The following is a 26,466-nucleotide window of genomic DNA, read 5'->3' on the forward strand; positions in this document are numbered from 1 at the left end:
TCAATACTGCCGCGAGCAATCCACCTGCTCGCGGCAATATGTTTCTTATTAAATTCCAAAACTACATGGCGATTTTGCGGTAGCCTGATTGCAGTTGCTCATCAATCGCGCGTAATACCGCTGCACGGTTAATGGTTCCCACCAAACTGCCTTCATCATCAATCACCGGATAAACTCGCGGCCTTTCTTTTAGCAGCATTTGGGCCAGCTCCAGCACTGACGTATAAGGCTTAACTGTTAACGCCGGGGCATTCATAATTTCATGAACCCGACATACGTGCTCCCGATAGTAGCTTGACTCAATCATTCTTTGCAAACAATCCTGCTCGGATAAAAAGCCTACGACCCGCCCTTTCGCATCCACTACCGGCCCCCCTGTCTGCTTCGTTCGTAACAAACATTCTACGGCTTCCGCCACAGCCATTGTCTCTAAAAGTTTTACTGGATGCACGTTCATATAATCACACACTTCCAACGATATCATTTTGTCTCCCTCAGTATGGCCTTGTGAATGTTACTAACCTCACAACACGCTATTTTTATTTAGGGGTACAACCACTACGCGGTACGCCAGCTAAACCGCGTGGCGTATACGTAAAGCGTAGTAGGAGAAGTGTGTTTCAGCTATCTTTTCGATATATAAAAGGTTGTTTAAAGAGAAGTAGGAAGCCATTCCCGAAATATACCTACGGCCAATTTTCCATTTGTATCTATTTTTGCTCGATACATACCTTTTGAATTAAATGGCATGGCAATATTGCCCTGTGCGTCTATGGCGATTACGCCGCCGTCTCCACCCGCTTTTACTAATACATTGTTAATCACGTCGTCGGCAGCCTGTTCCAGACTATCGTGCTGATACTTAACCCGAGCGCATATATCTGCGGCCACGTGGTAGCGGATAAAATACTCGCCATGACCGGTAGCAGAAACGGCGCAACTGGCGTTATCGGCAAAAGTGCCAGCTCCGATTATCGGTGCATCGCCTATCCGCCCGTAACGTTTAGCGGTCATTCCCCCGGTCGATGTGCCAGCGACTATATTTCCGTGCTTATCCAGCACCACGGCCCCCACTGTCCCAAACCGTTCATTACTTCGCTGCCCGCCATGGGTTATGCCTGCTTTCTCCATTCGTGCTTTCGCTTGCCTGAGCGATTTAAGGCGCTTTTGTGTATCAAATATATGATTATCAACCGGTGACATGCCCTGCTCCTGGGCAAACGCTTCGGCACCCGCACCTGCCAACATGACGTGCGGGGAGACTTGCATCACTGCCAGCGCCGCCGCTATAGGGCTACGAATCGTTTTTACACCGGCTACAGCCCCGGCGTTGAGGGTACCGCCGTGCATTATCGAAGCATCCAGCTCATGTTCTTCATCATAGGTGTATACGGCGCCGATTCCGGCATTAAACAACGGTGAGTTTTCCAATATCTGAATGGTTTCTACCACCGCCTTTTCACCAGGCTCCCCCCTTTGTAGCAGCGCATAACCGTGCTCCACCGCTTTTTTTAAGGTGGCGGCATATTGCGCTTCCAATTCCGGGGTGAAATTTTCTTTTAATATGGTGCCAGCTCCGCCATGAATGGCAATAGCGACGGGCGCACTGTCTTTGGCATTAGCGACCCCGCCAAGTGTCATAGTTATAGCCAACAAACTTGTTATCAAATACCTTCTCACCTGCTTTATCCTTCTTCTAATCATGTTTGAGATCACCGCTTTACCTTACAGAAAAAGCCAAGAAAATGCAGTTTTTACCGTGTATGGCGCGCGATTGTTGTTAGGGCCTGTTACATACGACAAGTATTGCGTTAAACTGCCTTTTATTTCATGTATCCAGGAGTTAGCAGCAGGCATGAGCAATACTGAGCCCACTATGTTGTGGCACGATTATGAAACCTTCGGCGTCAGTCCACAAAAAGATCTGCCCTGTCAGTTTGCTGCCGTTCGCACCGATACGGATTTAAATCCAGTAGGCAAGCCTATCAACATCATGAACCAGATTGCGAACGATTATCTTCCTCAACCTGAAGCTTGTCTGGTTACCGGCATCACTCCTCAACTTACGCTGCGCGACGGCATGATAGAAGCAGAATTCGCTCGTCAGATTCACGAGGCGATGAGTTTGCCCAACACCTGCGTAGCCGGATACAACAGTATACGCTTTGACGATGAAGTCAGCCGCTATCTGTTTTATCGAAATTTCTATGATCCATATGGGCGCGAGTGGCGCAACGGGAATAGTCGCTGGGACATTATTGATTTGGTTCGCGCGTGTTACGCGTTACGTCCAGAAGGGATTGAATGGCCGCTACGGGAAGACGGTTCACCAACCTTTAAGCTTGAAGAACTGAGCAAAGCTAACAATCTTGACCATGGCCGTGCTCACGACGCGTTATCAGATGTCTATGCAACCATTGCTTTGGCCAAACTGATAAAAACCTGCCAGCCCAAACTTTATGATTATATGTATTCGCTACGCAGCAAGCACAACGTACTGGATAAATTCGATTTATCTAAGCCCTCGGTGTTGCTGCACATTTCATCGCGTTTGCCAGCAGCTCAAGGTTGTTGTACCTGGGTGATGCCAGTGGCCATGCACCCACACAACCCAAATGCAGTTATCGTTATTGATTTAGCCAAATCCCCTGACGTCCTTGTGAATGAGCCTGTTGAGGAGATCCGGGAGCGGCTTTATTCTTCCCAGGAAGATTTAGGAGATGTCAGCCGTCCCGGCTTAAAACTTATTCACATCAATCGTTCCCCATTTATCACCACAGCCAAAGCCATGACGCCAGAAAACGCACAACGGCTGGGAATGGATAGAGAGACGTGTCTGGCGAACTTCAAAGTTCTGGCAGCAGTACCTGATATTGTAGATAAAGCAGTAGCGGTTTATCAGCAGGAAAACGACAATACTCAGTATGACGCTGATCATGCGCTATATAGCGGTGGGTTTATAAACAACGAAGACCGCCGCTGGTGTGACGACGTACTGCAATCCGCGCCCGAAATGTTGGATACGCTGGGTGAACGCACGCAAAACATTCAGCTGCGTACTATGCTATTTCGATATCGCGCAAGAAACTACCCGCAAACGCTGACGGTCGATGAAACGCGACGGTGGCAGGCTCATCGGAAGGCAAGATTGACCGATAACACCTCACCCGCTAGCGTCACATTGGAGACCTATTTACTCACCATTGAACAGTTAGCCCAGCGCTATAACGGCGATGTAAAAAAACAAGGGATTCTCAGAGCACTTTATCAATACGCTGAAAACCTTTGACCTTAGAATTGAAAACACTATAGAGTAAGCGTTAAAGGTGCCTCGGTAGCTTGCCGATACCTGTATATACCAATACTAATAAGCCGATATGGAAGTAGTGATGATAGGCGTAACCATTTCTTTTGATGATTCTCGTAATTACGTTGATATAACGCTCGAACCTGCTGCATTTGAAAAGGAAGTCGACGTTAAGGCAATTCATGCTGAGTTGCTATCTGGCGAATTTGAGAAGCTGTATATCTCGCAAGGTTCGCTCAAATCAGCGTGTGACAAAGCCAATCATCACTTCAAAATCAAAGATAACACACCTGTCAAAGAAAGAATTGGTGAACGTCGCAATGCTGAAGTGGAATTTAAAATAGCCGAAGATGCCCTGAGTGTGAGGCTCATACTAACTGCCCCGTATGGCGGTCTATTACCCTCCGCGACTAATATCCGAAACATGGCGCTTGAGAATAAAATCAAACGGGGGATCGGGCTGAAGCGGATTGAAAACCTGTTAATTAAAGCGAAAGACGCTGAACCCGGAGAAATGGTAGAAGGTGAAATTGCCAAAGGACTACCGCCCCGCAACGGGCGAAACTCCCGCTTTGTTCCTTTAGTTCCCAATGCGCTTGAAAGAGTACTTCGGCCACAAGTCAGCGATGGTAGCCGCGTTGATATGCGTAATTTGGGTGAAGTGATATGCGTTAAAGTTAATGCAGAAGTACTTAAACGAATGCCGCCCGGCAAAGGTCGTAATGGCTACGATGTACGAGGAAATGTGCTGGAAGCTCGTGACGGCGAATGGCTGGATTTTAAAATGGGCAACGGCACAGCAGTGAGTAGTTCCAATCCTAATCTTCTGATATCGACCATCTCGGGAATGCCAAAGTATCAGGATATGGTGATGAATGTCGACGATACCTACATTTGTAGTGGTGTAAATGTCGGCACTGGCCATGTAACCTACGATGGAGCGGTATTGGTAAATGGCGATGTCACTGAAAAAATGTTGATAAAGGCCAGCGGCGACGTAACGATAAACGGCTTTGTTGAATCTGCTCGTATTGAATCCGGGGGTGATATTATTATTACCGAGGGCGCAATGGGAAAAGTGAATGACAACGCATCAAATTATAGTTGCCAACTCATTGCGACAGGGAGCATCCATGTTCAACACGGTCAGGGAATCGATATTCAATGTTCAGGCAACATTACTATCGGCAGGCAGCTCGCTTACAGTCGGTTACGTTGCGGCGGTTCTGTGACTGTAGGGCAAATTGATAATCCTCAGGGCAATTTGTTTGCCTGTGATATTGTCAGTCAAGCCGCTGTTACAGCAGGTACTTTAGGCGCCGTATCAGGCAGTACCCTGAAAATAGATTTTAGCCCCGGTTTTAATTTGCTTCTTGAACGAAAAGACACCCTTGATGAGTTGCTTCGCCATCTACGGGAAAATAATATCCGTCATAAAGAAAAAATAGACTTGATTAAGCAGAAATTAGTGCCGTCAGAATTACACCAGAAAGTAGAAGACGCACTGGAGCTATATAAAAACGAAACCGCGCTACTCCACTGGATAGAAATGAAAGCGTTGGAAATGAAGCAAGCAAAAGACAGTTATCAAAGAGACATTAAATTGGTCGCGAATAAGCGTTTATACGCAGGTGTGTCCGTCAAACTGAACAATCGCAGCTGGCGCTCGGAGCGAGAGTACGACCGCTCAGCAGTAAAATATGAAGGGCACCAATGGCACTACCAGCCTATTGTGTAGGTGCTGTCTGGTTGTGTAGCCCGGTTACCCCGATGTGCAGGCTTTATGACAACCGTGTCGTCGAGCCTGGTACAGCGCTCTGCAGGCATCATCATACCATTCAGGAAAGTGTTGGCTTTCTTTAAGTGCAGCAATGCCTATTGCTACCTGCAAGGTAGTATCGAGCGCTTCTACCTGCTTGGGAATTGCAGCCAATAGCCTGTCAGCAAGCACTTTGGCCGCATTTATTTCGGTTTGAGGGCATAAAATAATAAATTGTTCTGAAACCAACCGGGCCGCAATATCTACTTCTCGCACTGAATTCAGACATGCTGATGCAACTGCTTTTAATACTTCATCTTTATCATGACGCGCCTGCGCGCGAGCTGGCGAGGCAGAGCTTACCAATTCAACGACTATTAAACTAGCCGGCGAATGAAAGCGCTGGAATCGGGATATCTCTTCTTCTGCTTTGTGCATGATATAGTTACGGTTGTAGAGGCCGGTGACTAAATCATGGGTAGAGAGAAATTCGAGCGTGCGGTTTTTGTCCAGCAATGATAACTGCAGCGTTTCAATTTCTTCGTTTTTTTGAATAATTTGGCGACGACACTGCTCTGCTATCCGTCTTCGCCATATCAGCATACCTATAAACATGATACTGATAATTAATACCGCTATTAGCAGGCTGTAATCACTTTTTGAGATAACACGGACATTATTCCAGCGTTTATAAATATCTACTTGCCGAGATTCCGGAATGGCGCTAATTGCGCTGTTGAGCTTGGGGATCAGAAACGCATACTGCTTATTCACGCCGAAGCGAAGAGAGTCGTAAGGTTCTGCATAACCAACAATAGCAAATTTTTTATAATCTCTACTGATAATAGCGGCATTAATGCTAAGTAAAGCACCCACCATTACGTCTATCTCACCGCTGGCAAGTTTGTTTAATCCATCACTTTCCGATTCCACGTATTCGACATTGATACCAGGATAATAACGGGCTAGATATTCAGCATGGCGATAGCCGCTCACTACCCCAAGTAAACGATCGCCTATTCCCGCGTATCCTTGCAAAATAGAAGTATCATCACGAGCGACCAATACGTTGGGCGCTTCAAAATAGGGTTGTGAAAAAACAAGAAAACGGCGGCGAGACGGGCTGCTATTCATCATGGCAGCGACCATACAAGTACCAGATTCTACATAGGCAAGGGTTTGGTCCCAGTTCTCTGTAGGCACCAAAACAAAATTATAGCCTGTTATTTCGGCAACAAGCTTTAGATAATCTGCCGATATTCCAATGTGCTTGCCATTACGAACAGCTTCGTAAGGCATCCAGTTGGGATCTACGCAATATGTAACATCTTCTGCTAATACTCTGGGCGACGATATCGCTGTTCCAAGCAGAATTAAAAAGAATGTGAAGACGTCTTTCGACTTACACAATAACAAACGCAAATTCCTGATTACCCACACTAATTACGATGTAGCAGTATCTCTTTTACAGTAAGTAAATGCAAACTAAGACCCGCTTGCACAGGTATAGGTTTTAATTGAACCGTTTGTTATACAGATAAAGGAAACCTTTAGAAAAAATTCCTTCACGGGCCGGCGTTTACGACAAGCACATGATTGATACTAATCCGTATTAATTTAAGGATAGATTACGCCTTACTCATAAAAAAGCCCCTCTTTGGAGGAGGGGCTTACCGGGAATTACCAAAAGGTTAACATCTCTTATGCACTACGACGGCGAGATACCATAAAGCCCATCGCCACTACAAATAATGCGAAAACAGAAGGTTCAGGCACTACTAACTGGATATCGTTAGAAACAATCATCGGAAGATTAAAGGAGTCAAAAACATCCAGGAAATTGGACTCTGGGTTATACTTGTCATACGTTAACTGGTAACTCCAGTTGTCATCATAAATAGTTTCCAATACATCAAAATATAGAAACTCCAAACCTGCTGCAACATTAGCAGTATCGATAATGGCTTCAAAATCGAAAAATTCTAAAAGCGAATTTCCCAGAATCGATAACCCTACCAGCGAGAAGTCGTCAGTATCATAGCTACTGACTAGACCAGTATTTAACAACGAATCATCCAAATTCATTGTAATCTGGCCCACCTTCACGCTGCCTTCAACAATAATGGATTGGTTGATAATTGCGGCGTTGGAAGAAGTTGCAAATAATAAAGAACAACTCATTAATACTGCTGCACTACATAGACGCTTTAACGATTTCATTTATTTTCCCTTAATGTGTATTTCAAGACGGGGCGCTCAGCGCCCCTAGTTTTTGTTTTACGGTTGTACTTCCAGTACTGTTGTACCTTGAGCAACACCATTTTCATCATAGAAAGTCACTGCACCCATATACAGCGTATCTTCCTGCAGCCCGTTCGTGATAATGCGAACATCATTGTAACGACCTTCGATTGCACGGCTGGACATAGAAATGCGAGTAGTGGATTGGGCTTGATCTGCAATCCATACTGGCATATCAAAATCGATAGACTCAGCACCTGGTATTGAATAGGCATGAGTCATAGCGATATAAAAGTTACCTGCTGGACCGTTAGCAGCGGGTGCCGGATTGGTTAAAATAACATCTTCATTTGAACCACCGTTCAAGGAAGTGCCAACCTGGGTACATGATGATGCAATACAGCGATACACGTACAGATCCAGATCCGCTCCTGGTACCGACACTAATGAATCCCTTAAGCTAAAGCGCGCCACCTTTGTTCCTTCAGGAACAAGGAACGCAGAATAGGTAGTTCCCTGCCCGAGGAATTCAAATGATGTAGTAGGATTGCTAACGGTATCCGACTCGACAAACGGCGCTACCAAGCCGGTGTAATCAAGGCTGGTACGGCCCGAGTACAACATTTGCACCGGGAAGACAGCACGCCCACGAGTAAGATCAAGTGACAACGACTCAGGCACATCCATCTTCACATCAGCTACTGGCATTACGGCAATAGGACTGCGCACAACAGTGCCATCAGTGTTAGTTAAGGTGATGGCACCGAATATCCACTCTCCAGTAACGGTTGCATCCATTTTATTAAACGTGATACCGAACGACGCTGTACCACCCGGAGAGACAACCAGACTGTCTGATTCAGTCAACGCACCTTCACCATCATAGGTATTAACAGTGACATCTAAAGTATCAAGACCTTCCAGCGTTACCGCGTAGTCACCACCAGCGCCTGATACATCTGTAAGTGTACGGAAAACCGTTTCCTCAGACTGTAATTCGCCAATGGAAATAGACGGATAATTCAATTGAGTAGGATCAAGTGAGAAACCTGAACTCTCGTAATCAGAACAACTGAAACTGGACTCCGCTAGCACAAAATCGCTTTCACCCAGACCACACATAAACGCCATATAATCAAAGTATCCGGCATTATATGTCAGGCCAGGAGACATAGCGGAAACAGGCGCCGCATGACCTGCACCAAAATCAAACGGATCTGCTGGTGTGGTACTGTCTTCTTTAGTTACACCCTGATACGCAGTGGTCATTAAGGCAGAGCGAACCTGTGCGGGTGTCCAATCTGGATGTTGATCAATCAACAAAGCGCCCAAACCCGCAATATGCGGAGAAGACATTGATGTACCACTTAGATACGCTACCTGCTCACCGTCAACCCCAAACATCGGCGTTGATGACGTTGCAGCAAGAATGCGCACACCAGGTGCAGTAATATCAGGCTTAATTAAATCTGTGGTAGACGCATTAGGTCCACGAGATGAAAAATCAGCCATAATATTGCCGTTTTCCTGCTGCGGAATGAAAATAGAAGCACTTAATCTAACAGTGACTTCTTCGCCACCAGTGATTGCTGCATACAACGCATCACCCGCAACGTCTGAAATCATCCCACCAGGAATACCACCCACGAAGGTTCCGCCCAGAGAAGTAACAGGATTGCCTTCAACGGTGTAGATAACTACCGCTTCTGCACCCGATTCCAGTGCACGGGTGACCTTTTCGGTGAAATCACAGTCACCCCGTTGAATGAGCGCAATTTTACCTTCAATTTCCTCAGCGTTATCAAGTGGAGTAGGAGCGCCCGCTTCTTCGTAACATGCTCGAAGAGGCTCGGCAATTACCAGTTCACCTTCTACCGGACCGGTTTCTAATAACGGCTCGGTAATCGAACCTTCTACAAAAGCGTACCGATCTTTAGGTTCACGTGAAGTAACCTCCAGTGCATTGGTAACACTGGTGCCTTCATAGGTAGACGCAGCGACAGTGGTTACCCACGGCGCAGGTGTGCCAATCGTCTGGGTTGCTGGGCCATCGTTACCTGCAGAAACCGATACAAATACTCCGGCTTGCGCTGCACGCAGCATAGCTGAGGTAGAAGGCACGGTCAGGTCAGTTAAACTGCCGCCAATAGAATAGTTAAGTACGTCCACGCCATCTTCAACAGCCTGATCGATAGCAGCCATGCTGTCACCGTAGAAGCAGCCTCTTTCCTCTGCACCTTCAGGCGTGGTGTAATCTGAATTCCAGCACACCTTATACATGGCGATACGTGCGCGTGGAGCAATGCCAGTAATAGTGGCTATTTCAGTGCCGTTCATAACCGCTGTAACATCTTCGTTACCCGCCGCGGTGCTGGCAGTATGGCTACCATGGCCATCGGAATCTCGCGGTGATTCGATTTCGCCTAGTTCCAGTTGAAGGTCATAGACTGATTTAAATGTTTCGTTAAAGTAGCGAGCGCCGATAAGTTTGTTGTTACATTCAAACGTACCTTCATCTTCTTCTACACCAGCGTCGCAGGCACCATTCCAGCCCAACTCACTGGGATCGCTATAAGTACCGTCGTCGGCAAAACTCGGATTTTCCGGAGTAATGCCCGTATCCAGAACACCGACAATGACATCATCGCCTTTGATACCTAAGGTGTGCTGACCGTTGGGGCCTGTCAGACCAAGAAATTCCGGAGTATTAGCGGTGTTTACCTGTACCGCCTCATCTTCCCACACCCCAATAACTGCAGAATTAGACCGCAACTTTTCCGCCTGTTTCTTGGACATTTTGGCCGAGAAACCGTTGAACGCATGAACATAATTGTGAAGAACATCCACCTGCCCGATGGTATTCGCAACTTCCTTTTGACGTTTTTTTAATTGCGCAACATATTCGCGCATTTTCTTTGAGCTTGCTTGATATTGATTTCCTTTATTAGCAACTTGTTGGTTGCTAGGAATCAATTCACCGATTTTTTCTGCGTAGGTAACACCTGGGGCCTGCTTAAGTTGCACGATGTAAACACCGCTTCCTTTTTTAGCAGGAGCTACAGGTCCAACAACTTTCAAACTGTCAGGATTCTGTACACTAACTTGCTGTGCAGAAACCGTTGAAGGTACAAAAGTGGCTGCAACAGCCATAGAGACCATGGTTCCCAAGAGATTTTTCTTAAATGTCATTTGCGTCTCCCATTGACACTTTTTATAGTAGTCGGCTTTCAAAAACCTCGATTTGTGGCTTTTTCCCACCTGTTTTCGACATTAAAATACTGAAACTTTTAATGTGGAATTCGCTTTGCGGATTTATTTACTTTCTTATTATTAATAACAAGGGCCTGTTGACCTTTGATGGTTAGCAGTGAAGTTAATGAAATGATATACATCACTACTAAGAATCCAATCTAGCAAGATTTAATCCACGCATGCAACCATTTGTTTTAACAGCAGGAGTAGCTGGAGGAGAGATCAACTTATTGAAGAGTTGTAAATTATTTTGACAGTAAAAAACGAGAAAAGAGGAAAAACTGCTGCAGTGAAAATGGTACCGCCAACTAACAGAAAAAGCGCCTGCAAACTCATGTCCGCAGGCATTTATGGCCGCTAAAGCATTTCTATAGCAAGGGCGACCCCTTCACCGCCACCGATACATAAAGACGCAATTCCCTTTTTCAGTCCTTGTTGTTTCAAAGCATAAAGTAAAGTCACCAGAATGCGTGCGCCGGATGCACCAATTGGGTGCCCTAATGCACAAGCTCCGCCTTTAATGTTCACTTTCTTATCATCAAGACCCAGCTTACGAATAGCTAGCATGGTTACCATGGCAAAGGCTTCATTAATTTCAAATAAATCCACCTCATCTTTAGTCCACCCCGCTTTTTGGAACACTTTTTCCATTGCTCCAACTGGCGCCACTGTGAAATCTTCAGGCTTAATGGCATTGGTAGCATGTGCTACCACTTTGGCTAACGGTGTTAACCCCAATTTCTTTGCTTTGGCTTCGCTCATCACCAATAACGCTGCTGCGCCATCAGATATGGAACTGGAGTTAGCCGCAGTGACAGTACCATCTTTTTTAAATGCCGGCCGTAACGATGGGATTTTTTCTGGTTTGGCTGAGCGGGGACCTTCATCGGTATCCACCACTACCTCGCCTTTTCGATCCGTAATTTTCACCGCCACTATTTCGTCTTTAAATTTTCCTGAATTAATTGCTTCATTTGCTTTTGATAATGAAGACATGGCAAATTCATCCATCTGCCCTCGTGTAATGCCTTCATCATCAGCCGTAGCTTGCGCAAAACACCCCATCGCTTTACCGTCATACGCGTTTTCCAACCCATCCAGCATCATGTGGTCCAGCACCTGCCCATGGCCCATGCGATAACCAGTGCGTGCTTTCGGTAGAAGATATGGCGCGTTGCTCATACTTTCCATTCCACCTGCGACAACCACATCTGCGCTTCCGGCTTTGATCAAATCATGAGCTAACATTACTGCTTTAAGACCCGAACCGCAGACCTTATTAATGGATGTTACACCTGCACTTAATGGTAACTCCGCCTTTAACGCTGCCTGGCGCGCTGGTGCCTGTCCTAGTCCCGCAGGTAAAACGCAACCCATAATCACTTCGTCGATATGGGTTACATCAAAGTTGGCACAGGTGGCTTTAATTGCTTCGGCGCCAAGGTCTGTGGCTGAAAGCGCGGCGAGACTACCGTTGAATCCGCCCATAGGCGTGCGCTTTGCCGCTACAATTACTACTGATTCATTGCTCATGTTTGTTGCCTCTATAATTGAAATTTCATTTACACCGCGTAATTTTTACTGCGCGCCCAACAATTACGCCACAATTTTTTAACGGATAGATAACGGAGGCTTGACGTTAGCAAGGCGTTACCTTACCTTAACGTTAATCTATATTTACGTTAACGTAAACCCGTTCTATTTTCGTGGCTATGCGCACCTATTTGGCTTAAAGCAACTTCGCCAGTTCGGGGAACGGCTCAGGTAACTACAGGTGTAAAGACAAGGTATTGTGTAATGAATGACCACAACCAAGAACAAACCTATACCATCGGCGAACTTTCGCGCGATTACGATATTACGCCACGCTCTATCAGGTTTTATGAAGAACAAGGTCTACTCTGCCCTAAACGTACGGGACAGAACAGGATTTACTTTAACAAAGACCGCGTCAGGTTAAAGCTAATTTTGCGTGGTAAGAGGTTAGGCTTCTCACTGGCTGAAGTGAAAAACCTGTTTAAACTGTATGACATAAATCCAAATTCTGCCGTGCAACTTGAAACTATGCTCGAATTGACCCAGCACAAACGCGCCATTCTTAAGCAGCAATTGGAAGATATCCAAATGTTAATGAGTGAGCTGGATGAGGTGGAAGCGCGCTGTCGGGAAGAGTTGGCAGAAATTAAAAGAGGAAACATTGCATGAACACCCGCTACCCTACACTTAATTTTAATCTGGGCGAAGACATTGATATGCTTCGCGACCATGTTTACCAGTTCGCAAAAAGCGAAATTGCTCCCTTGGCCGAAAAGGCAGATGATGCCAACAGCTTTCCCAATGAACTGTGGCCTAAGCTGGGCGAAATGGGGTTGCTTGGCGTGACTGTTGCAGAGCAGTATGGGGGTGCAGCAATGGGATATCTCGCCCATACAGTGGCGATGGAAGAAGTCAGCCGGGCGTCAGCTGGCATTGGTCTTAGTTATGGTGCACATTCCAACTTATGTGTGAATCAAATTCATCGCAACGGCAATGACGCGCAAAAAGAGAAGTACCTGCCTAAGCTGGTCTCTGGTGAGCATATCGGTGCACTGGCGATGAGCGAGCCCAACGCTGGCTCAGACGTTGTAAGTATGAAATTAAAAGCCGATAAGCGCGGCGACAAGTACATTCTTAACGGCAATAAAATGTGGATCACCAATGGTCCTGATGCTCACACGTTTGTTATTTATGCCAAGACCGCTCCTTCAGCGGGACATAAAGGCATCACCGCCTTTATTGTAGAAAAAGACTCTCCTGGATTCAGCCATGCGCAAAAGCTGGATAAGCTAGGTATGCGCTCTTCCAATACTTGCGAACTGGTTTTTGAAAACTGTGAAGTTCCTGCTGAAAACATCTTGGGCAAAGAGGGGGATGGCGTAAAAGTGTTAATGAGTGGTCTGGACTATGAGCGTCTGGTGCTTTCAGGCGGCCCGCTTGGCATTATGCAAGCCTGCATGGATGCCGTCATTCCTTATATCCATGATCGGGAACAATTCGGTCAATCAATCGGACAGTTCCAGCTGGTGCAAGGGAAAGTAGCAGATATGTATACGCAGATGAACGCCGCTCGCGCTTATGTCTACACTGTCGCAAAAGCGTGCGACCGCGGCGAAACAACACGCAAAGATGCCGCCGGCGCCATTCTCTATTCTGCCGAACTGGCCACTAAAATGGCCCTGGACGCTATTCAGTTGCTTGGCGGCAACGGCTATATTAATGAGTATCCTACCGGGAGGTTGCTGCGCGATGCCAAGCTATATGAAATTGGCGCAGGAACATCAGAAATCCGCCGTATGCTTATTGGCCGCGAGTTATTTAAAGAATCAGAATAACTCCACCTCTTACACTGACGTTGCCGGTAAAGACTGGCAACTTTATTCGCCATATAAGGAGGGGCCGTGCCCGTTCTACGTACTTCAGTTAATACCAAGTCTGATAGCTTCGCTACTAATGCCGAACATATGCAAAAGCAGGTGGATGATCTGCTGGAAAAAATTAACCAGATTAAGTCAGGCGGTGGAGAAAAAGCCGCAGAACGACATGTCGCCAGAGGAAAACTGCTGCCCAGAGATCGCATTAACGCCTTACTTGATGACGGTTCTCCGTTTCTGGAGATCAGCCAGCTAGCTGCCTGGGAGGTTTACGACGATTATGTACCTAGCGCTGGTGTTATAGCGGGTATCGGCAGAGTTGCAGACGTAGAATGTATGATTGTGGCAAACGATGCCACAGTAAAAGGCGGTACCTACTACCCGCTTACGGTTAAAAAGCACCTGCGGGCACAAACCATTGCTGATGAAAATCACCTGCCCTGCATTTACCTGGTCGATTCTGGAGGCGCTAACCTTCCCCGCCAGGACGATGTTTTTCCAGACAAAGAGCACTTCGGCCGTATCTTTTTCAATCAAGCCAACATGTCGGCTAAAAATATTCCACAGATAGCGGTGGTAATGGGCTCCTGTACCGCAGGGGGCGCTTATGTACCCGCCATGGCTGACGAAAGTATAATCGTAAAAGAACAAGGAACTATTTTTCTGGGCGGCCCACCGCTGGTGAAAGCTGCAACCGGCGAAGTTGTCAGTGCCGAAGAACTAGGCGGCGGCGATGTTCATACCCGAACTTCAGGCGTGGCGGATCAGCTGGCTAATAATGATCACCACGCTCTGAAGATGGCGCGAAATGCGGTAGCCAGGCTGAACCGTACTAAAAGTATTTATCTTGACTGCAAGGCGCCAGTGGAGCCGCTGTATGATCCGAGGGAAATTTACGGGATTATTCCCAAAGATAGCCGCCAATCATTTGATGTAAGAGAAATCATCGCTCGCATTGTTGATGGCTCTGAGCTGGATGAATTCAAACCGCTGTACGGCACCACATTGATTTGCGGTTTCGCTCGAATTTTTGGATATCCAGTAGGCATTATTGCCAATAATGGGATTCTTTTTGGTGAAAGCGCATTAAAGGGCGCACACTTTATTGAACTGTGCGCTAAGCGAAAAATCCCTCTTGTCTTCCTGCAGAATATCACCGGTTTCATGGTAGGCAAACAGTACGAAGCCAGCGGTATCGCCAAACATGGTGCCAAAATGGTGACCGCCGTTGCCTGTGCAAAAGTGCCTAAGCTGACAGTATTAATTGGTGGTAGTTTCGGTGCCGGTAATTATGGCATGTGTGGGCGCGCCTACGATCCCCGCTTCTTATTCATGTGGCCCAATGCCCGAATTTCGGTAATGGGGGGCGAACAAGCCGCCGGCGTGCTCGCTCAGGTAAAGCGGGATCAAAAGGAGCGTGCTAACGAAAGTTGGTCACAGGAGGAGGAAAAATCTTTCAAGCAGCCGATCATTGACACTTACGAAGCACAGGGGCATCCGTATTACGCCTCCGCCCGGCTTTGGGACGATGGCGTTATCGATCCGGCTGACACGCGTATGGTGTTAGGGCTGTCATTGTCAGCAGCGTTAAATAAACCCATAGAAGATACACAGTTTGGCATCTTTAGAATGTAAGGGGCAAAAATTACTATGACATCAGACAATCAGGACATTCTTTATCACGTCGATTCGCGGGGTGTGGCATCTATCACCCTTAACCGGCCAGACAAACATAACGCCTTTGACGACACCATGATTGCCACCCTGACTACACTTTTTACTCAGGCGGCAGAAGATAACGCTGTACGTGCGGTAGTGCTAAAAGCTAACGGCAAAAGTTTTAGCGCCGGCGGCGATTTACGCTGGATGCAGCGTATGGCGAATTACAGCGTTGAAGAAAATGAACGCGATGCCATGGCCCTGGCGATTATGCTGCAAACGCTCAATACGCTGCCTAAGCCGACCATAGCACGCGTACAAGGTGCCGCTTTTGGCGGAGCGGTAGGCCTGATCGCATGTTGTGATATGGCTGTGGGTAGTAAGCTCAGCAAGTTTTGTTTGAGCGAAGTTAAAATCGGGCTTATACCTGCCACCATCAGTCCTTATGTAGTAGAAGCCATGGGTTCGCGCATTTGCCGACGCTATTTCCAGACGGCAGAAGTTTTTTCCGCCATAAGAGCCCGGCGGCTGGGGCTGTTAAGTGAAGCTGTGACCGAAGAAGAGCTTGATTCAACAATAGAGGGATTGCTCAGCCACTTGCTATCCAACGGACCAGTTGCCGTGGCAAAAGCAAAAGATCTTGTGCGTCAGGTGGCCCACCAAACGGTGAAACCGGAACTAATGCAGCGCACCAGCAAAATGATTGCAAAAATCCGTGTGTCAGAAGAAGGCCAGGAAGGCTTACACGCCTTTTTTGACAAGCGGCCAGCGGCTTGGCAGGAGAAATCATGATCCGCAAAATTCTGATAGCCAACCGCGGAGAAATTGCCTGTCGGGTCATCAAAACTGCGCGTAAACTTGGCATTTTAACGGTCGCGGTATATTCCGATGCGGATAGCCACGCACTACATGTTTCCATGGCTGATGAAGCCATTCATATTGGCGGGTCAGCATCAAAAGACAGTTATCTTGTTGCTGATCGCATTATTAATGCTGCCAAAAAACTTAATGTCGATGCCATACATCCGGGTTATGGCTTCCTCTCAGAAAATGCCGCTTTTGCGACCGCATGTGCTGATAATAATATTATTTTTATTGGCCCTCCTCCCGCGGCTATTACCGCAATGGGCTCTAAATCGGCAGCGAAACAAATAATGGCATCTGCAGGCGTACCTTTGGTACCGGGTTATCATGGCGATGAACAAGCAGAAAGGGTGCTTAAAGCAGCAGCAGATGAAATGGGTTATCCGGTGTTACTTAAAGCTGCTGCCGGTGGTGGTGGTAAAGGCATGAGACAAGTATGGAAAGCCGAGGACTTTTCTGCCGCTCTTGCTGCCGCCAAGCGAGAAGCTATCGCAAGCTTTGGCGATGATGTGATGCTGGTAGAAAAGTATCTTACCCAGCCCCGGCACGTAGAATTCCAGATCTTCTGCGATAGTCTCGGCAACGGCGTATATCTGTTTGAGCGGGACTGCTCGGTGCAGCGACGTCACCAGAAAGTCATTGAAGAAGCCCCTGCCCCGGGCATGGGTGATAATCTGCGGAAAACGATGGGTGAAGCCGCATTGAAGGCGGCTCAGGCCATAAACTATGTGGGTGCGGGAACAGTCGAATTTCTACTGGACCGCGACGGCAGTTTCTATTTTATGGAAATGAACACCCGCTTGCAGGTTGAACATCCCGTTACCGAAATGATCACCGGGGAAGATTTGGTTGCCTGGCAGATACAGGTCGCCAACGGCGAACCCTTGCCTAAACTCCAAGACGATCTTTCGTATTCCGGTCATGCATTTGAAGCACGGATCTATGCTGAAGATCCGGAAAATGACTTTCTCCCCGCTACGGGTAAGCTCAATTTGTTGCAGCCGCCTGCAGAAAACCGCCACGTTCGTGTAGATACCGGTGTACTCGAAGGCGATAGCGTTTCTGTTTACTACGATCCTATGATTGCCAAGTTGGTGGTATGGGACACCGATCGAGATAAAGCGTTAGCGAGATTACGCCGCGCCCTTCGCAGTTACCATATAGACGGTGTCACCACCAATATCGAATTTCTTTATACTTTGGCTTCCAATCGCGCCTTCCATGAGGCGAAGCTGATCACCACTTTTATTGAAAAACATCAGGATGAGCTGTTTGTTTCTGACCGACCAGAGCCTGAGAACATTTTACCAGCCATGGCGTTGCTCTTGTTGTTAAAGCAACAGCAAGTTTGTCGCTTAAATGCCGGAGATCCAGCTTCTCCCTGGGCCATTCCCTCCTCGTGGCGGGCGAACGAATTGCATCACCAGCAATTAACCTTGTTATACGCTGGCGAAAATTTTGTTTTAACAGTAAACCGAGAGAACCGGTATTTTTCGCCGGCCATTGTCCCTAGCTGGGAAGTTCGTTACCAAAACCACACATGGAAAGTGAGCGGCGATGTAGACGCACACGGTCTGTATGCTTCTATAGATGGTCACAAACAGCAATTTCACTGGTCACAGCAGGAGCAACATTTTGCGCTTTATAACGAGCAGGGAACCTGCCGTTTTACCCATGTTTTGCCCGATTATGGTCAGGACAATCAAGAGACCGGCCCGGCAGACTTTTCAGCGCCCATGAATGGCACCATAGTTCAGTTAATGGTAGCAGTCGGCGAACCAGTTAAAAAAGGTACGGCGTTGATGGTGATGGAAGCAATGAAAATGGAGCACAATATTACTGCACCAAAAGACGGTAGAGTTGTAGAATTCTTTTTCACCGCCGGAGAACTGGTAGATGGCGGTGCCGCATTATTGGAGTTTAAAGCAGATGAATAACGCTTATCCTGATGCTGTCAGTATTATAGAAGTGGGGCCGCGAGATGGTCTGCAAAACGAGAAGGCTAAAGTCACCACTGCGCAGAAAGTGAATCTTGTACATCAGCTTACCACCGCCGGTATAAAACGTGTTGAAACCGGCAGTTTTGTGTCCCCACGGTGGGTGCCACAAATGGCCGACTCAGGCACTGTTTTTGCCCGCCTACATCGTCAGCCAGGCGTTACCTATTCTGCGCTGACGCCGAACCTGAAAGGATTTGAAGCAGCTATGGAAGCTGGCGCAGACGAAGTTGCCGTGTTTGGCGCTGCATCGGAGACTTTTTCGCAAAAGAACATAAATTGTTCTATTGCAGAGAGTTTACAGCGGTTTGAGCCGGTTATGGAAGCCGCAAACCGCGCTAACATTCCGGTTAGAGGTTATGTATCCTGTGTATTGGGCTGCCCGTACGAAGGAGAGATCTCCCCTGCGGCAGTCGCTGAAGTCAGCCATGCCTTAATGGAAATGGGCTGCTATGAGGTTTCTTTAGGCGACACAATTGGCAAAGGTACGCCGGTGAAAACAGCCAAGATGTTGGACGCTGTTTTACATCGTATACCTGTCGATGTTGTAGCTGCACATTTTCATGACACCTACGGTCAGGCCTTAGCGAATCTGGTAATAGCGCTTCGCTACGGTATCCGTAACATCGATTCGGCTATTGCAGGTCTTGGCGGCTGCCCCTATGCTAAAGGAGCCAGTGGCAATGTTGCCACTGAAGATGTGGTGTATATGTTAGATGGCATGGGAATCCGTACTGGCATAAAATTGTCCAAGCTTCTTGAAGCCAGTAAAACTATCAGTAGCATCATTGGCCGCCCACCTGCGTCTAAGGCAGCACAAGCACTGTTAGCAAAATAACATAAGCTGGAAAGGCAAATGAGGTAGTAAATTGGCACACTTAACCTTTCTGGTGGCGGCTCCTAGCCACTATTTTCTACCACCGTTTTAAGATTTTCCAGCCCCATTTCAATGTCTGGCCCTAATATATCGTCCATCATGAGAGCTGCGTAACGATCCATAGGATTATCGCTAACTTTGCCACTGTCGGTCCAGGTCACGCGGGTGCCTTCGGGTTTCAATTCCAGGGTTACTTGTCCAGTAGACCCGATATTCTTTTTAACAAACCGTAATTGATAAACAACCCGTTTATTATGTTCAAGTTGCACAATTTCAACTTCACCGTTCCCCTGAACTTCACTTAGCCATGTTGATTGCATGCCAATGGCGCGATCAGGGCCACTATATGTGATTTGCATATTAGGGTCTCTGATAAACCATACCCCCCACTGCGGCCAGGCCCGTAAATTCACCACATTGGGATAAATGGCTTCAGGCTCTGCATCAATTATAATACTGCGTTGAACTTCGTACTGAGTTGGCAACATTAAACCGATAACGAGAAAAATAACGAATAGCCCAAGCAGCCCATAGATTAGCTTTTTTAGCATTCTCATGCCCGACCCCATAGATAAAGATGTAAGAAGACCCTGTAAATATAACATTTAATTAACAATTAGCAGCAATGAACGAAATAATTTTAAAACACGCTAAATAGCTGTTCGTAAGTGTGCTACACATGAACAGCCAAAACGAAGGTATCATTCATAACCCTTTGCTGGCGCTGTGCAACAGGCGCTGTGCAACAGCATGGAGGCTGCGGCTGAGCGCTCAAGGAACGATTTACAGCATGCTCTGAATGGTGTCCTCGTTGTGACTCCTATTTTGGAACAATATTTAGATCCCTGATTTGATTTGGTGTTTGTTGGTAAGGGAAGTTGTTACCGCTCCTGTTGATTGCGTCTTTAAACCATAACGCAACAGGCTTGTATGTTTAGAACAGCGCTTTTTACAACGGCTCCTGAATGCCGCCAAATATATTACCTTCCCGGTGAAGTAGCGTCTGGTCAAGGTAAAATTACGAATAGTTATTGATCAATAAGTGAATAATTCTTAGCTGGAGCAGGGATGAACCAGCAGAGCCAGCACGGATGATTTTAAAGCGTTTCGGCTAATAAACTGTTATTTATTTCTACTGTCGATAAAGTTTTACTCACTCATGCTCTCACCTTGAGCGCCTGGTGATATAACATCCTTATCTAGCTTAAAATTTTTTCTTGTGTAATATGAAGTTATACGTTTGTAACGAACTTTGTCATCAGTTGAAGCGTATCAGGATTATCTTTCCGGCACAGCCGTATCGTGTCTTATCACATGGAGAACAATTGTATGGCAGACAACAGTTCACGCTATATCAGTAATCTGACCCGCGATACCTACGCGTTAATTTTGGCGGGAGGTAAAGGGTCACGTTTGCATGAACTGACGAACTGGCGTGCCAAACCTGCGCTTTATTTTGGTGGCAAGTTTCGTATCATCGATTTCCCGCTTTCAAATTGTATCAATTCCGGCATCCGCCGGATAGGCGTTGTCACGCAATATAAGTCCCACTCGTTAATTCGCCATCTGGTTCGTGGCTGGGGGCATTTCAAAAAGGAGTTAGGTGAGTCGATCGAAATACTGCCGGCCTCTCAGCGATTTTCAGATAACTGGTATGAAGGTACCGCCGATGCTGTATTTCAGAATATTGACATTATTCGGGATGAGCTACCCAAGTACGTCATGATTTTATCGGGCGACCATATCTACCGGATGGATTACGGTAACATGTTGGCGCATCATGTTGAGACTGGTGCAAAAATGACGGTGTCGTGCATGTCTGTGCCTATTGAAGAAGCTGCCGGCGCTTTTGGTGTAATGTCGGTTAATGAAGATTATCGAATTCTTGGTTTTGAAGAAAAGCCAGCGAATCCAACGCCCTTACCCAATGATGCTACCCGTTGTCTGGCTTCTATGGGCAATTACGTTTTTGATACGCAGTTTCTGTTCGATCAGTTGTGTAAAGATGCTGAAACAAGCGGATCGCAACGGGATTTCGGCAAAGACATTATTCCTTCTATTATTCAGGATCACGAGGTATACGCGTTTCCGTTTGAACATAGCACTGGCGGAAACGCTTACTGGCGAGATGTCGGCACCATCGATTCTTTTTGGGAAGCCAACATGGAAATGGTTTCACCCGTTCCCCAACTGAATCTTTACGATCAGAAGTGGCCCATCTGGACATATCAGGAACAATTACCGCCAGCTAAGTTTGTCTGGGAAGATCACGACAGACGGGGCGAAGCCATTAACTCGGTGGTTTCCGGCGGCTGCATTATTTCTGGTTCAACGTTGCGGCGCAGCTTGTGCTTTTCCAACGTCCGGGTACATTCCTATGGCACAATTGAAGAAGCCGTCATTTTACCGGATGTGGAAATTATGCGTCATTGTAAACTCCGCAAGGTAATTATTGACCGCGGATGCACCGTCCCCGAAGGCATGGTAATCGGTCACAATCATGATGACGACCGCGCCAGAGGATTCAGGGTATCTGATAAAGGTGTAGTGCTGGTTACCCGAGAGATGTTAGGGCAGCCAGTGGGAGGACTAAGTACTACGGGTTAACATTTTTTACGCTGTTCATATTGCCATTCGCCAAGCGTAGAAGAAATTACACTGGCCACAATATCAGGGTATTCTAAGGGAAACATATGACCGCCCTGCACCTCTTGATGCGTAAGTTTATTTGCTCGAATAAATGAATTACGCTGCGGGGGAACACAAACAGCAGTGTCTTGTCCGGTGACTAATAAGGCAGGACACTGCAATTTACCCGCATAGCGTTTCAGATTATGCGGCACATGCCGAAAAATAGCGGTTTCCACATCAACATTGAAACCAAGTTCCCAGTGTCCATTCCTTTCTTTCATCACACCCTGAACGTAGTCTTCCACACATCGTCTGTCCATGTTCTTAAACAATCCTTTGGCCTGGAAGTATGCGACTAAGTCTGTATCCTTCTGCCACTTTCTGCGACGGTTTTGACTCAGCGCCGCGGGCGTTATCTTGTCGATTAACGGTGTGTGTTTTAGTAGTTTTAGTAGCCAGCTGTATGCTCCTGTAACAAGGGGCGGATCGAGCATAATTACCCCTTTAAACAATGATGGCGCTTCACACGCAGCCATGAAAGAAATGACTGCACCAAATGAATGTCCCACAGCAAAAACCGGTTCACTATCGTCGGCGTGGTTCGCCACATAATCAATAAGCTCGGTAACCTGATGTTGCCAGTTCGCAGCAACAGGAAAACGGGAAGAATGACCAAATTGCGGCACACTCAGTATCTTCCACTCTTTGGGAAGTTGTTGAAACAGGGTTTGGTAACTGGCTGCCGGAAAGCCGTTTGCATGAGCAAAATGTAGAGTCAGCGGTTGTTCATGATTCATTGGTAGTGGGCAAATCCTGAGCATGGTTAACAAGAGTTGAGCGTAAAACGTGTATCGTAATTTTAATGCTGCTATTTCCCGTCCCAAAATTCCAGTCAAGGAGCAGAGGAGTGTCTGCCAAACGCTAGACACGTCTGAGGCCAATAAGTCATCAGTTTGGCGAAGATCTCAGCAGGATTAATAAAATATCAATGTTGGCGCGCCAGAATAAGTAAGGTAGGATACCTTTTACCAACTCATCTGACCAGAAGAAAAACGACAATGACCGTTGATGAACTTTTAACTCTCCCTCAGGCCGAACAGGTAACTGATGCGCAATGGCGAGTGAATGATCTTGTCCTTCCTAAAAGCTGGACTCAGGGACGCACCATTTTCGGCGGAATTTCAGCAGGTATGGTGTACAGCGCTATTCGTCAACAGGTAGATGAAGATCGGCTACTGCGCTCCTTAACGACTAATTTCATCGGTCCCCTATTACCCGAAGTCAGTTTTTCAATAACGGTAACTCTGCTCCGCCAAGGCAAAAATGTCACTCAGATAACGGGTGAAGCCATCCAGAACGGCAAAGTCTGCGTCTTTTGCCAAGCCTGTTTTGGGCAGGTTCGCCAATCAAAAATCAAGGTTTCTAATACCGATACTCATCAAATGCCGCTACCAGAAAAAGCCCGCTTTATTCCCCAAATTCCTAAGGTTACCCCTAAATTTTTGCAGCATTTTGATCTTTGTATTCAGTCGGGTGGCATTCCCTTTACCGGCAAAAAAGACACTCACTATCACGGTTTTATGCGCTTCACCAAACCGCCTGCCGCCATCACGGATGCCCACGTCATTACCATGATTGATGCCTGGCCTCCCGCTATACTGCAACTACTACGTTGGCCTGCGCCAGCCAGCACGGTTAGCTGGAATTTGGAATTCATTTATCCTCACCGAGTATTTGAAGGAACTGACTGGTTTGCCTACCAGGCCCATACTCGACAAGCAGCAGATGGATATGGTCACACAGAGGCGACCATTTGGGATAAAAATAATGAAGTAATTGCGCTAAGTCGACAAACCGTGGCGGTATTTGATTAGCGTGAGTAGAATCTTGGTATTAATACAACATAAAGGCGCTGGGATTAAACAGAGAGATCACGCTGATGCATTGCAAATTAGTGATATCCAGCGCATCTTCCAAATCGTCGCGTTCCAATGATAGCGACTCATGTAAATGTGGTTTGAGATTATTATAGCCTGGATAAACTTCCGGATTTACATTGTCCAGTGCCAATACGTAACTTAGTTGTAATATCTGTGATTCAACCTCTTGCGCGGGTTCGTGGGTATTGTGTATGTTCGCAATGGGTGCAGCAATGCACTCCGGAATCTGCCATTTTCTTATCATCGCTGCAGAAAGGTCTGCATAGGTAAAACCTACTATAGCCTTTTGCAGATCGGCGGGGCTGACCCGGGTATTGAATGCCTGGCAACGCTTCGCTTTTTCCGGTGCCACCGAAACCATAATTAATTCGCCCACATTATGAAGCAGTCCAGCCACAAAAAGCCGTTCAGGTTCGCGAACACGCATCTGTTCGGCAAAATACTTTGCAAGAAGGCCACAACTTACACTTTGTTCCCAAAACTTATCAAGATCAATCACCTTCCCTTCCACTTCACTAAATGCATGAGTGACACCGTAGGCAAGCGCAAGATCGTAGGCTGATCGGGTACCGATAACCTGTAGCGCTTTACTGATAGTTTCGATTCTGTTGGGAAATCGATAAAGCGCGCTGTTTGCGACTTTTAATATCTGTGCAGCAAGCGCGGGATCGAAAGCAATAATTTCGGCTATGTCATCCATGCTTGCTGCATTGTCATCCAGACATTCTTTTAAGCGTGTGACCGCCTCGGGTAATACAAATAGTTCACATGCCTTTTCGGCTAGCTCTTGCACGTTCATTATCAAAACTCCTGAAGTAATCCTACCCCTCAACGGATCACATACGCCTCCTCCCTGCGTTGAACTTCGTCCCTGATTTAGATATAGGCTATTTGTCAGACAACTGCCAGTTAATAACGCGCATTTTCCTGAAAAAGCTCGCGCGGTCAAGGTTATATGATAGTGCAGTCTACTTCCCTGTCGATAACGCGCTCTTAGCTTTCTTAATGCACACTTCGTTAATTTGCTATTGACGTCCAAGAATTTGTGAGAAAGCAAATAATTGCCACCACATCTATCGTCGCATAAATAAAGATATCACGGCGAAGAATGGGTCGAATAAGATAGAACTACTGCACTTTTGCCCATTCATGTAGAATAGCGCCGCTATTTTCATTCTGCCTTGTATCACTAATTTACTCGCAGTTGCAAACATTCATGAAAGGTCAACGCATTCAACTATTATGTCTGACACAAAAAACCTGGTCATTATAGGGGCTGTCTGGCCAGAGCCAAATTCATCCGCTGCAGGGCAGAACATGCAAGGTTTACTAGGCGCGTTTGTGGAGCAAGGCTGGCGCGTAACTTTCTTGTGTGCCGCCAACGAAAGCATTCACACCACTCCAACAGATGCTGATATTACGTTTCTTTCAGTGAATCTTAATTGTTCTTCGTTTGATGTAACTATCGCTTCTTTACAACCGAATGTAGTGATTTTTGACCGCTTTATGACCGAAGAGCAGTTTTCCTGGCGGGTGCGCGAAAATTGTCCTGACGCCATGCTGGTACTTAATACTGAAGATTTACATAGTCTGCGCCAGGCTCGATATGAAGCAGTAAAAGCCGGAAAACCTGCTTGTCATGCATCACTTAATACGCCCCTTGCACAACGTGAGATAGCGGCAGTACTACGCAGCGATTTGAGTTTAATTATCTCCCCCATTGAGTATGATTTGCTGATTAATCATTATCAGGTGCCCTCGCATCAATTGTTACAGCTGCCTTTACTAATGGATATTCCGCAGCGGGAGGTTCCTGATTTTGCAGCTCGTAAAGGATTTATGACTATAGGTAACTTTCGCCACGGCCCCAACTGGGATGCTGTACTGCAGCTAAAGCAGCACATTTGGCCGCTGATCCGCAAAATGCTGCCTGAAGCGACGCTTTCTATCTTTGGTGCCTATCCACCCAAAAAAGCCACGGCGCTGCACGATGAAAAAAGCGGATTCCTGGTCAAAGGCTGGACAGATAGTGCTGCAGAAGCCATTTCCAACGCCCGAATTATGCTTGCGCCGTTACGATACGGCGCGGGGGTAAAAGGTAAGCTTATTCAGGCGATGGCGTTAGGCACGCCCAGCGTTACCACATCCATTGGAGCCGAAGGAATTGGTACCGCTGAACAGTGGCCGGGGCTGATAATAGATAGCGATACTACTCGGTTTGCGCAGGCGGCGTTAACGTTATATACCGATGAAAGTCATTGGCAAGCTTGCCAACAGCGTGGCTTTTCTTTAATCCACAAACAGTTCAATTTAACGTCAAATCAGCATCATCTAGTCGCCGCAGTGGAATGCGTATATTCACAGCTCTCTGCTCATCGCGGTTCGCTCTTTTTGCAAGCCATGCTTTGGCATCACACATTACGAAGCTGTCAGTACATGTCACAATGGATTGAAGAAAAGAATAAAAATAGCTGAACAAAATATCTGGTTTTTACAATTTTGACTGCCTGTATTGCCTACAAAGTTGCT

The 26,466-nt window shown here is 46.7% G+C and carries 20 protein-coding genes; 11 read left to right on the plus strand and 9 right to left on the minus strand.

Annotated features, from left to right (window positions below; genetic code table 11):
• Window positions 1-61 precede the first annotated feature (61 nt).
• Both CA267_RS01045 and CA267_RS01050 read right to left on the minus strand, forming a co-directional pair.
• Window positions 62-484, minus strand: a complete 423-nt coding sequence (locus tag CA267_RS01045) for a CBS domain-containing protein (protein WP_075609193.1) — start codon at window positions 482-484, stop codon at window positions 62-64.
• A 167-nt stretch (window positions 485-651) separates the two neighbouring features.
• A complete protein-coding gene (locus tag CA267_RS01050; protein WP_232367580.1) occupies window positions 652-1,641 on the minus strand; it encodes an isoaspartyl peptidase/L-asparaginase family protein in 990 nt (329 codons plus the stop codon).
• Window positions 1,642-1,855: 214 nt separating this feature from the next.
• Between CA267_RS01050 and sbcB the strand changes: the two genes are divergently transcribed.
• Both sbcB and CA267_RS01060 read left to right on the plus strand, forming a co-directional pair.
• A complete protein-coding gene (gene sbcB / locus CA267_RS01055) occupies window positions 1,856-3,289 on the plus strand; it encodes an exodeoxyribonuclease I (RefSeq protein WP_075610044.1) in 1,434 nt (477 codons plus the stop codon).
• 100 nt (window positions 3,290-3,389) lie between these two features.
• Window positions 3,390-5,045, plus strand: coding sequence for a DUF342 domain-containing protein (locus CA267_RS01060; RefSeq protein ID WP_075609191.1), 1,656 nt, complete (start codon window positions 3,390-3,392; stop codon window positions 5,043-5,045).
• 24 nt (window positions 5,046-5,069) lie between these two features.
• Here CA267_RS01060 and CA267_RS01065 read toward each other — a convergent pair whose 3' ends face one another.
• The 4 genes from CA267_RS01065 to CA267_RS01080 all read right to left on the minus strand — a co-directional run bounded on the left by CA267_RS01065 (window position 5,070) and on the right by CA267_RS01080 (window position 12,092).
• On the minus strand, window positions 5,070-6,482 hold the full coding sequence (locus CA267_RS01065) for a diguanylate cyclase (RefSeq protein WP_232367581.1): 1,413 nt from the start codon (window positions 6,480-6,482) through the stop codon (window positions 5,070-5,072).
• Window positions 6,483-6,767: 285 nt separating this feature from the next.
• Complete coding sequence (locus CA267_RS01070) at window positions 6,768-7,286, minus strand: PEP-CTERM sorting domain-containing protein (RefSeq protein ID WP_075609190.1); 519 nt, start codon at window positions 7,284-7,286, stop codon at window positions 6,768-6,770.
• A gap of 57 nt (window positions 7,287-7,343) precedes the next feature.
• Window positions 7,344-10,496: a S8 family serine peptidase gene (locus CA267_RS01075; protein ID WP_075609189.1), complete on the minus strand. Its 3,153-nt coding sequence runs from the start codon at window positions 10,494-10,496 to the stop codon at window positions 7,344-7,346.
• Between the two features lie 420 nt (window positions 10,497-10,916).
• Window positions 10,917-12,092, minus strand: a complete 1,176-nt coding sequence (locus tag CA267_RS01080) for a thiolase family protein (RefSeq protein ID WP_075609188.1) — start codon at window positions 12,090-12,092, stop codon at window positions 10,917-10,919.
• A 264-nt stretch (window positions 12,093-12,356) separates the two neighbouring features.
• On the opposite strand from CA267_RS01080, the gene CA267_RS01085 reads away from it, so the two are divergent.
• From CA267_RS01085 to CA267_RS01110, 6 genes are all read left to right on the plus strand, one after another.
• A complete protein-coding gene (locus tag CA267_RS01085) occupies window positions 12,357-12,764 on the plus strand; it encodes a MerR family transcriptional regulator (RefSeq protein ID WP_075609187.1) in 408 nt (135 codons plus the stop codon).
• Window positions 12,761-13,930, plus strand: a complete 1,170-nt coding sequence (locus tag CA267_RS01090) for an isovaleryl-CoA dehydrogenase (RefSeq protein WP_075609186.1) — start codon at window positions 12,761-12,763, stop codon at window positions 13,928-13,930. The genes CA267_RS01085 and CA267_RS01090 overlap by 4 nt, the downstream gene beginning before the upstream one ends.
• Before the next feature lie 66 nt (window positions 13,931-13,996).
• Window positions 13,997-15,604, plus strand: a complete 1,608-nt coding sequence (locus CA267_RS01095) for a carboxyl transferase domain-containing protein (protein WP_075609185.1) — start codon at window positions 13,997-13,999, stop codon at window positions 15,602-15,604.
• Window positions 15,605-15,619: 15 nt separating this feature from the next.
• Window positions 15,620-16,420, plus strand: a complete 801-nt coding sequence (locus tag CA267_RS01100; RefSeq protein ID WP_075609184.1) for an enoyl-CoA hydratase/isomerase family protein — start codon at window positions 15,620-15,622, stop codon at window positions 16,418-16,420.
• Window positions 16,417-18,429 carry an acetyl/propionyl/methylcrotonyl-CoA carboxylase subunit alpha gene (locus CA267_RS01105; protein WP_075609183.1) on the plus strand — a complete coding sequence of 671 codons (2,013 nt, stop codon included), beginning with the start codon at window positions 16,417-16,419 and terminating at the stop codon, window positions 18,427-18,429. Before CA267_RS01100 ends, CA267_RS01105 begins: the two co-directional genes overlap by 4 nt.
• A complete protein-coding gene (locus tag CA267_RS01110; protein ID WP_075609182.1) occupies window positions 18,422-19,327 on the plus strand; it encodes a hydroxymethylglutaryl-CoA lyase in 906 nt (301 codons plus the stop codon). Before CA267_RS01105 ends, CA267_RS01110 begins: the two co-directional genes overlap by 8 nt.
• Window positions 19,328-19,389: 62 nt before the next feature.
• Here CA267_RS01110 and CA267_RS01115 read toward each other — a convergent pair whose 3' ends face one another.
• Window positions 19,390-19,923 (minus strand): SRPBCC family protein, encoded by a 534-nt coding sequence (locus tag CA267_RS01115; protein ID WP_075609181.1) that lies wholly within the window; start codon window positions 19,921-19,923, stop codon window positions 19,390-19,392.
• Between the two features lie 772 nt (window positions 19,924-20,695).
• On the opposite strand from CA267_RS01115, the gene glgC reads away from it, so the two are divergent.
• Entirely contained in the window at window positions 20,696-21,973 is a 1,278-nt protein-coding gene (glgC, locus tag CA267_RS01120; RefSeq protein WP_075609180.1) for a glucose-1-phosphate adenylyltransferase, read from the plus strand.
• On the opposite strand, the gene CA267_RS01125 is transcribed toward glgC, so the two are convergent.
• Window positions 21,970-22,794 carry an alpha/beta fold hydrolase gene (locus CA267_RS01125; protein ID WP_075609179.1) on the minus strand — a complete coding sequence of 275 codons (825 nt, stop codon included), beginning with the start codon at window positions 22,792-22,794 and terminating at the stop codon, window positions 21,970-21,972. The genes glgC and CA267_RS01125 overlap by 4 nt on opposite strands.
• A 261-nt stretch (window positions 22,795-23,055) precedes the next feature.
• Here CA267_RS01125 and CA267_RS01130 point away from each other — a divergent pair, with 261 nt between their 5' ends.
• Entirely contained in the window at window positions 23,056-23,871 is an 816-nt protein-coding gene (locus tag CA267_RS01130; protein WP_075609178.1) for an acyl-CoA thioesterase, read from the plus strand.
• A gap of 19 nt (window positions 23,872-23,890) precedes the next feature.
• On the opposite strand, the gene CA267_RS01135 is transcribed toward CA267_RS01130, so the two are convergent.
• A complete protein-coding gene (locus CA267_RS01135; RefSeq protein ID WP_075609177.1) occupies window positions 23,891-24,736 on the minus strand; it encodes an HDOD domain-containing protein in 846 nt (281 codons plus the stop codon).
• Between the two features lie 443 nt (window positions 24,737-25,179).
• Between CA267_RS01135 and CA267_RS01140 the strand changes: the two genes are divergently transcribed.
• A complete protein-coding gene (locus tag CA267_RS01140; RefSeq protein WP_075609176.1) occupies window positions 25,180-26,412 on the plus strand; it encodes a glycosyltransferase in 1,233 nt (410 codons plus the stop codon).
• Window positions 26,413-26,466: the final 54 nt, after the last annotated feature.

Origin of the sequence: Alteromonas pelagimontana (assembly GCF_002499975.2) — a bacterium.
In the GTDB taxonomy this organism is placed as follows: domain Bacteria; phylum Pseudomonadota; class Gammaproteobacteria; order Enterobacterales; family Alteromonadaceae; genus Alteromonas; species Alteromonas pelagimontana.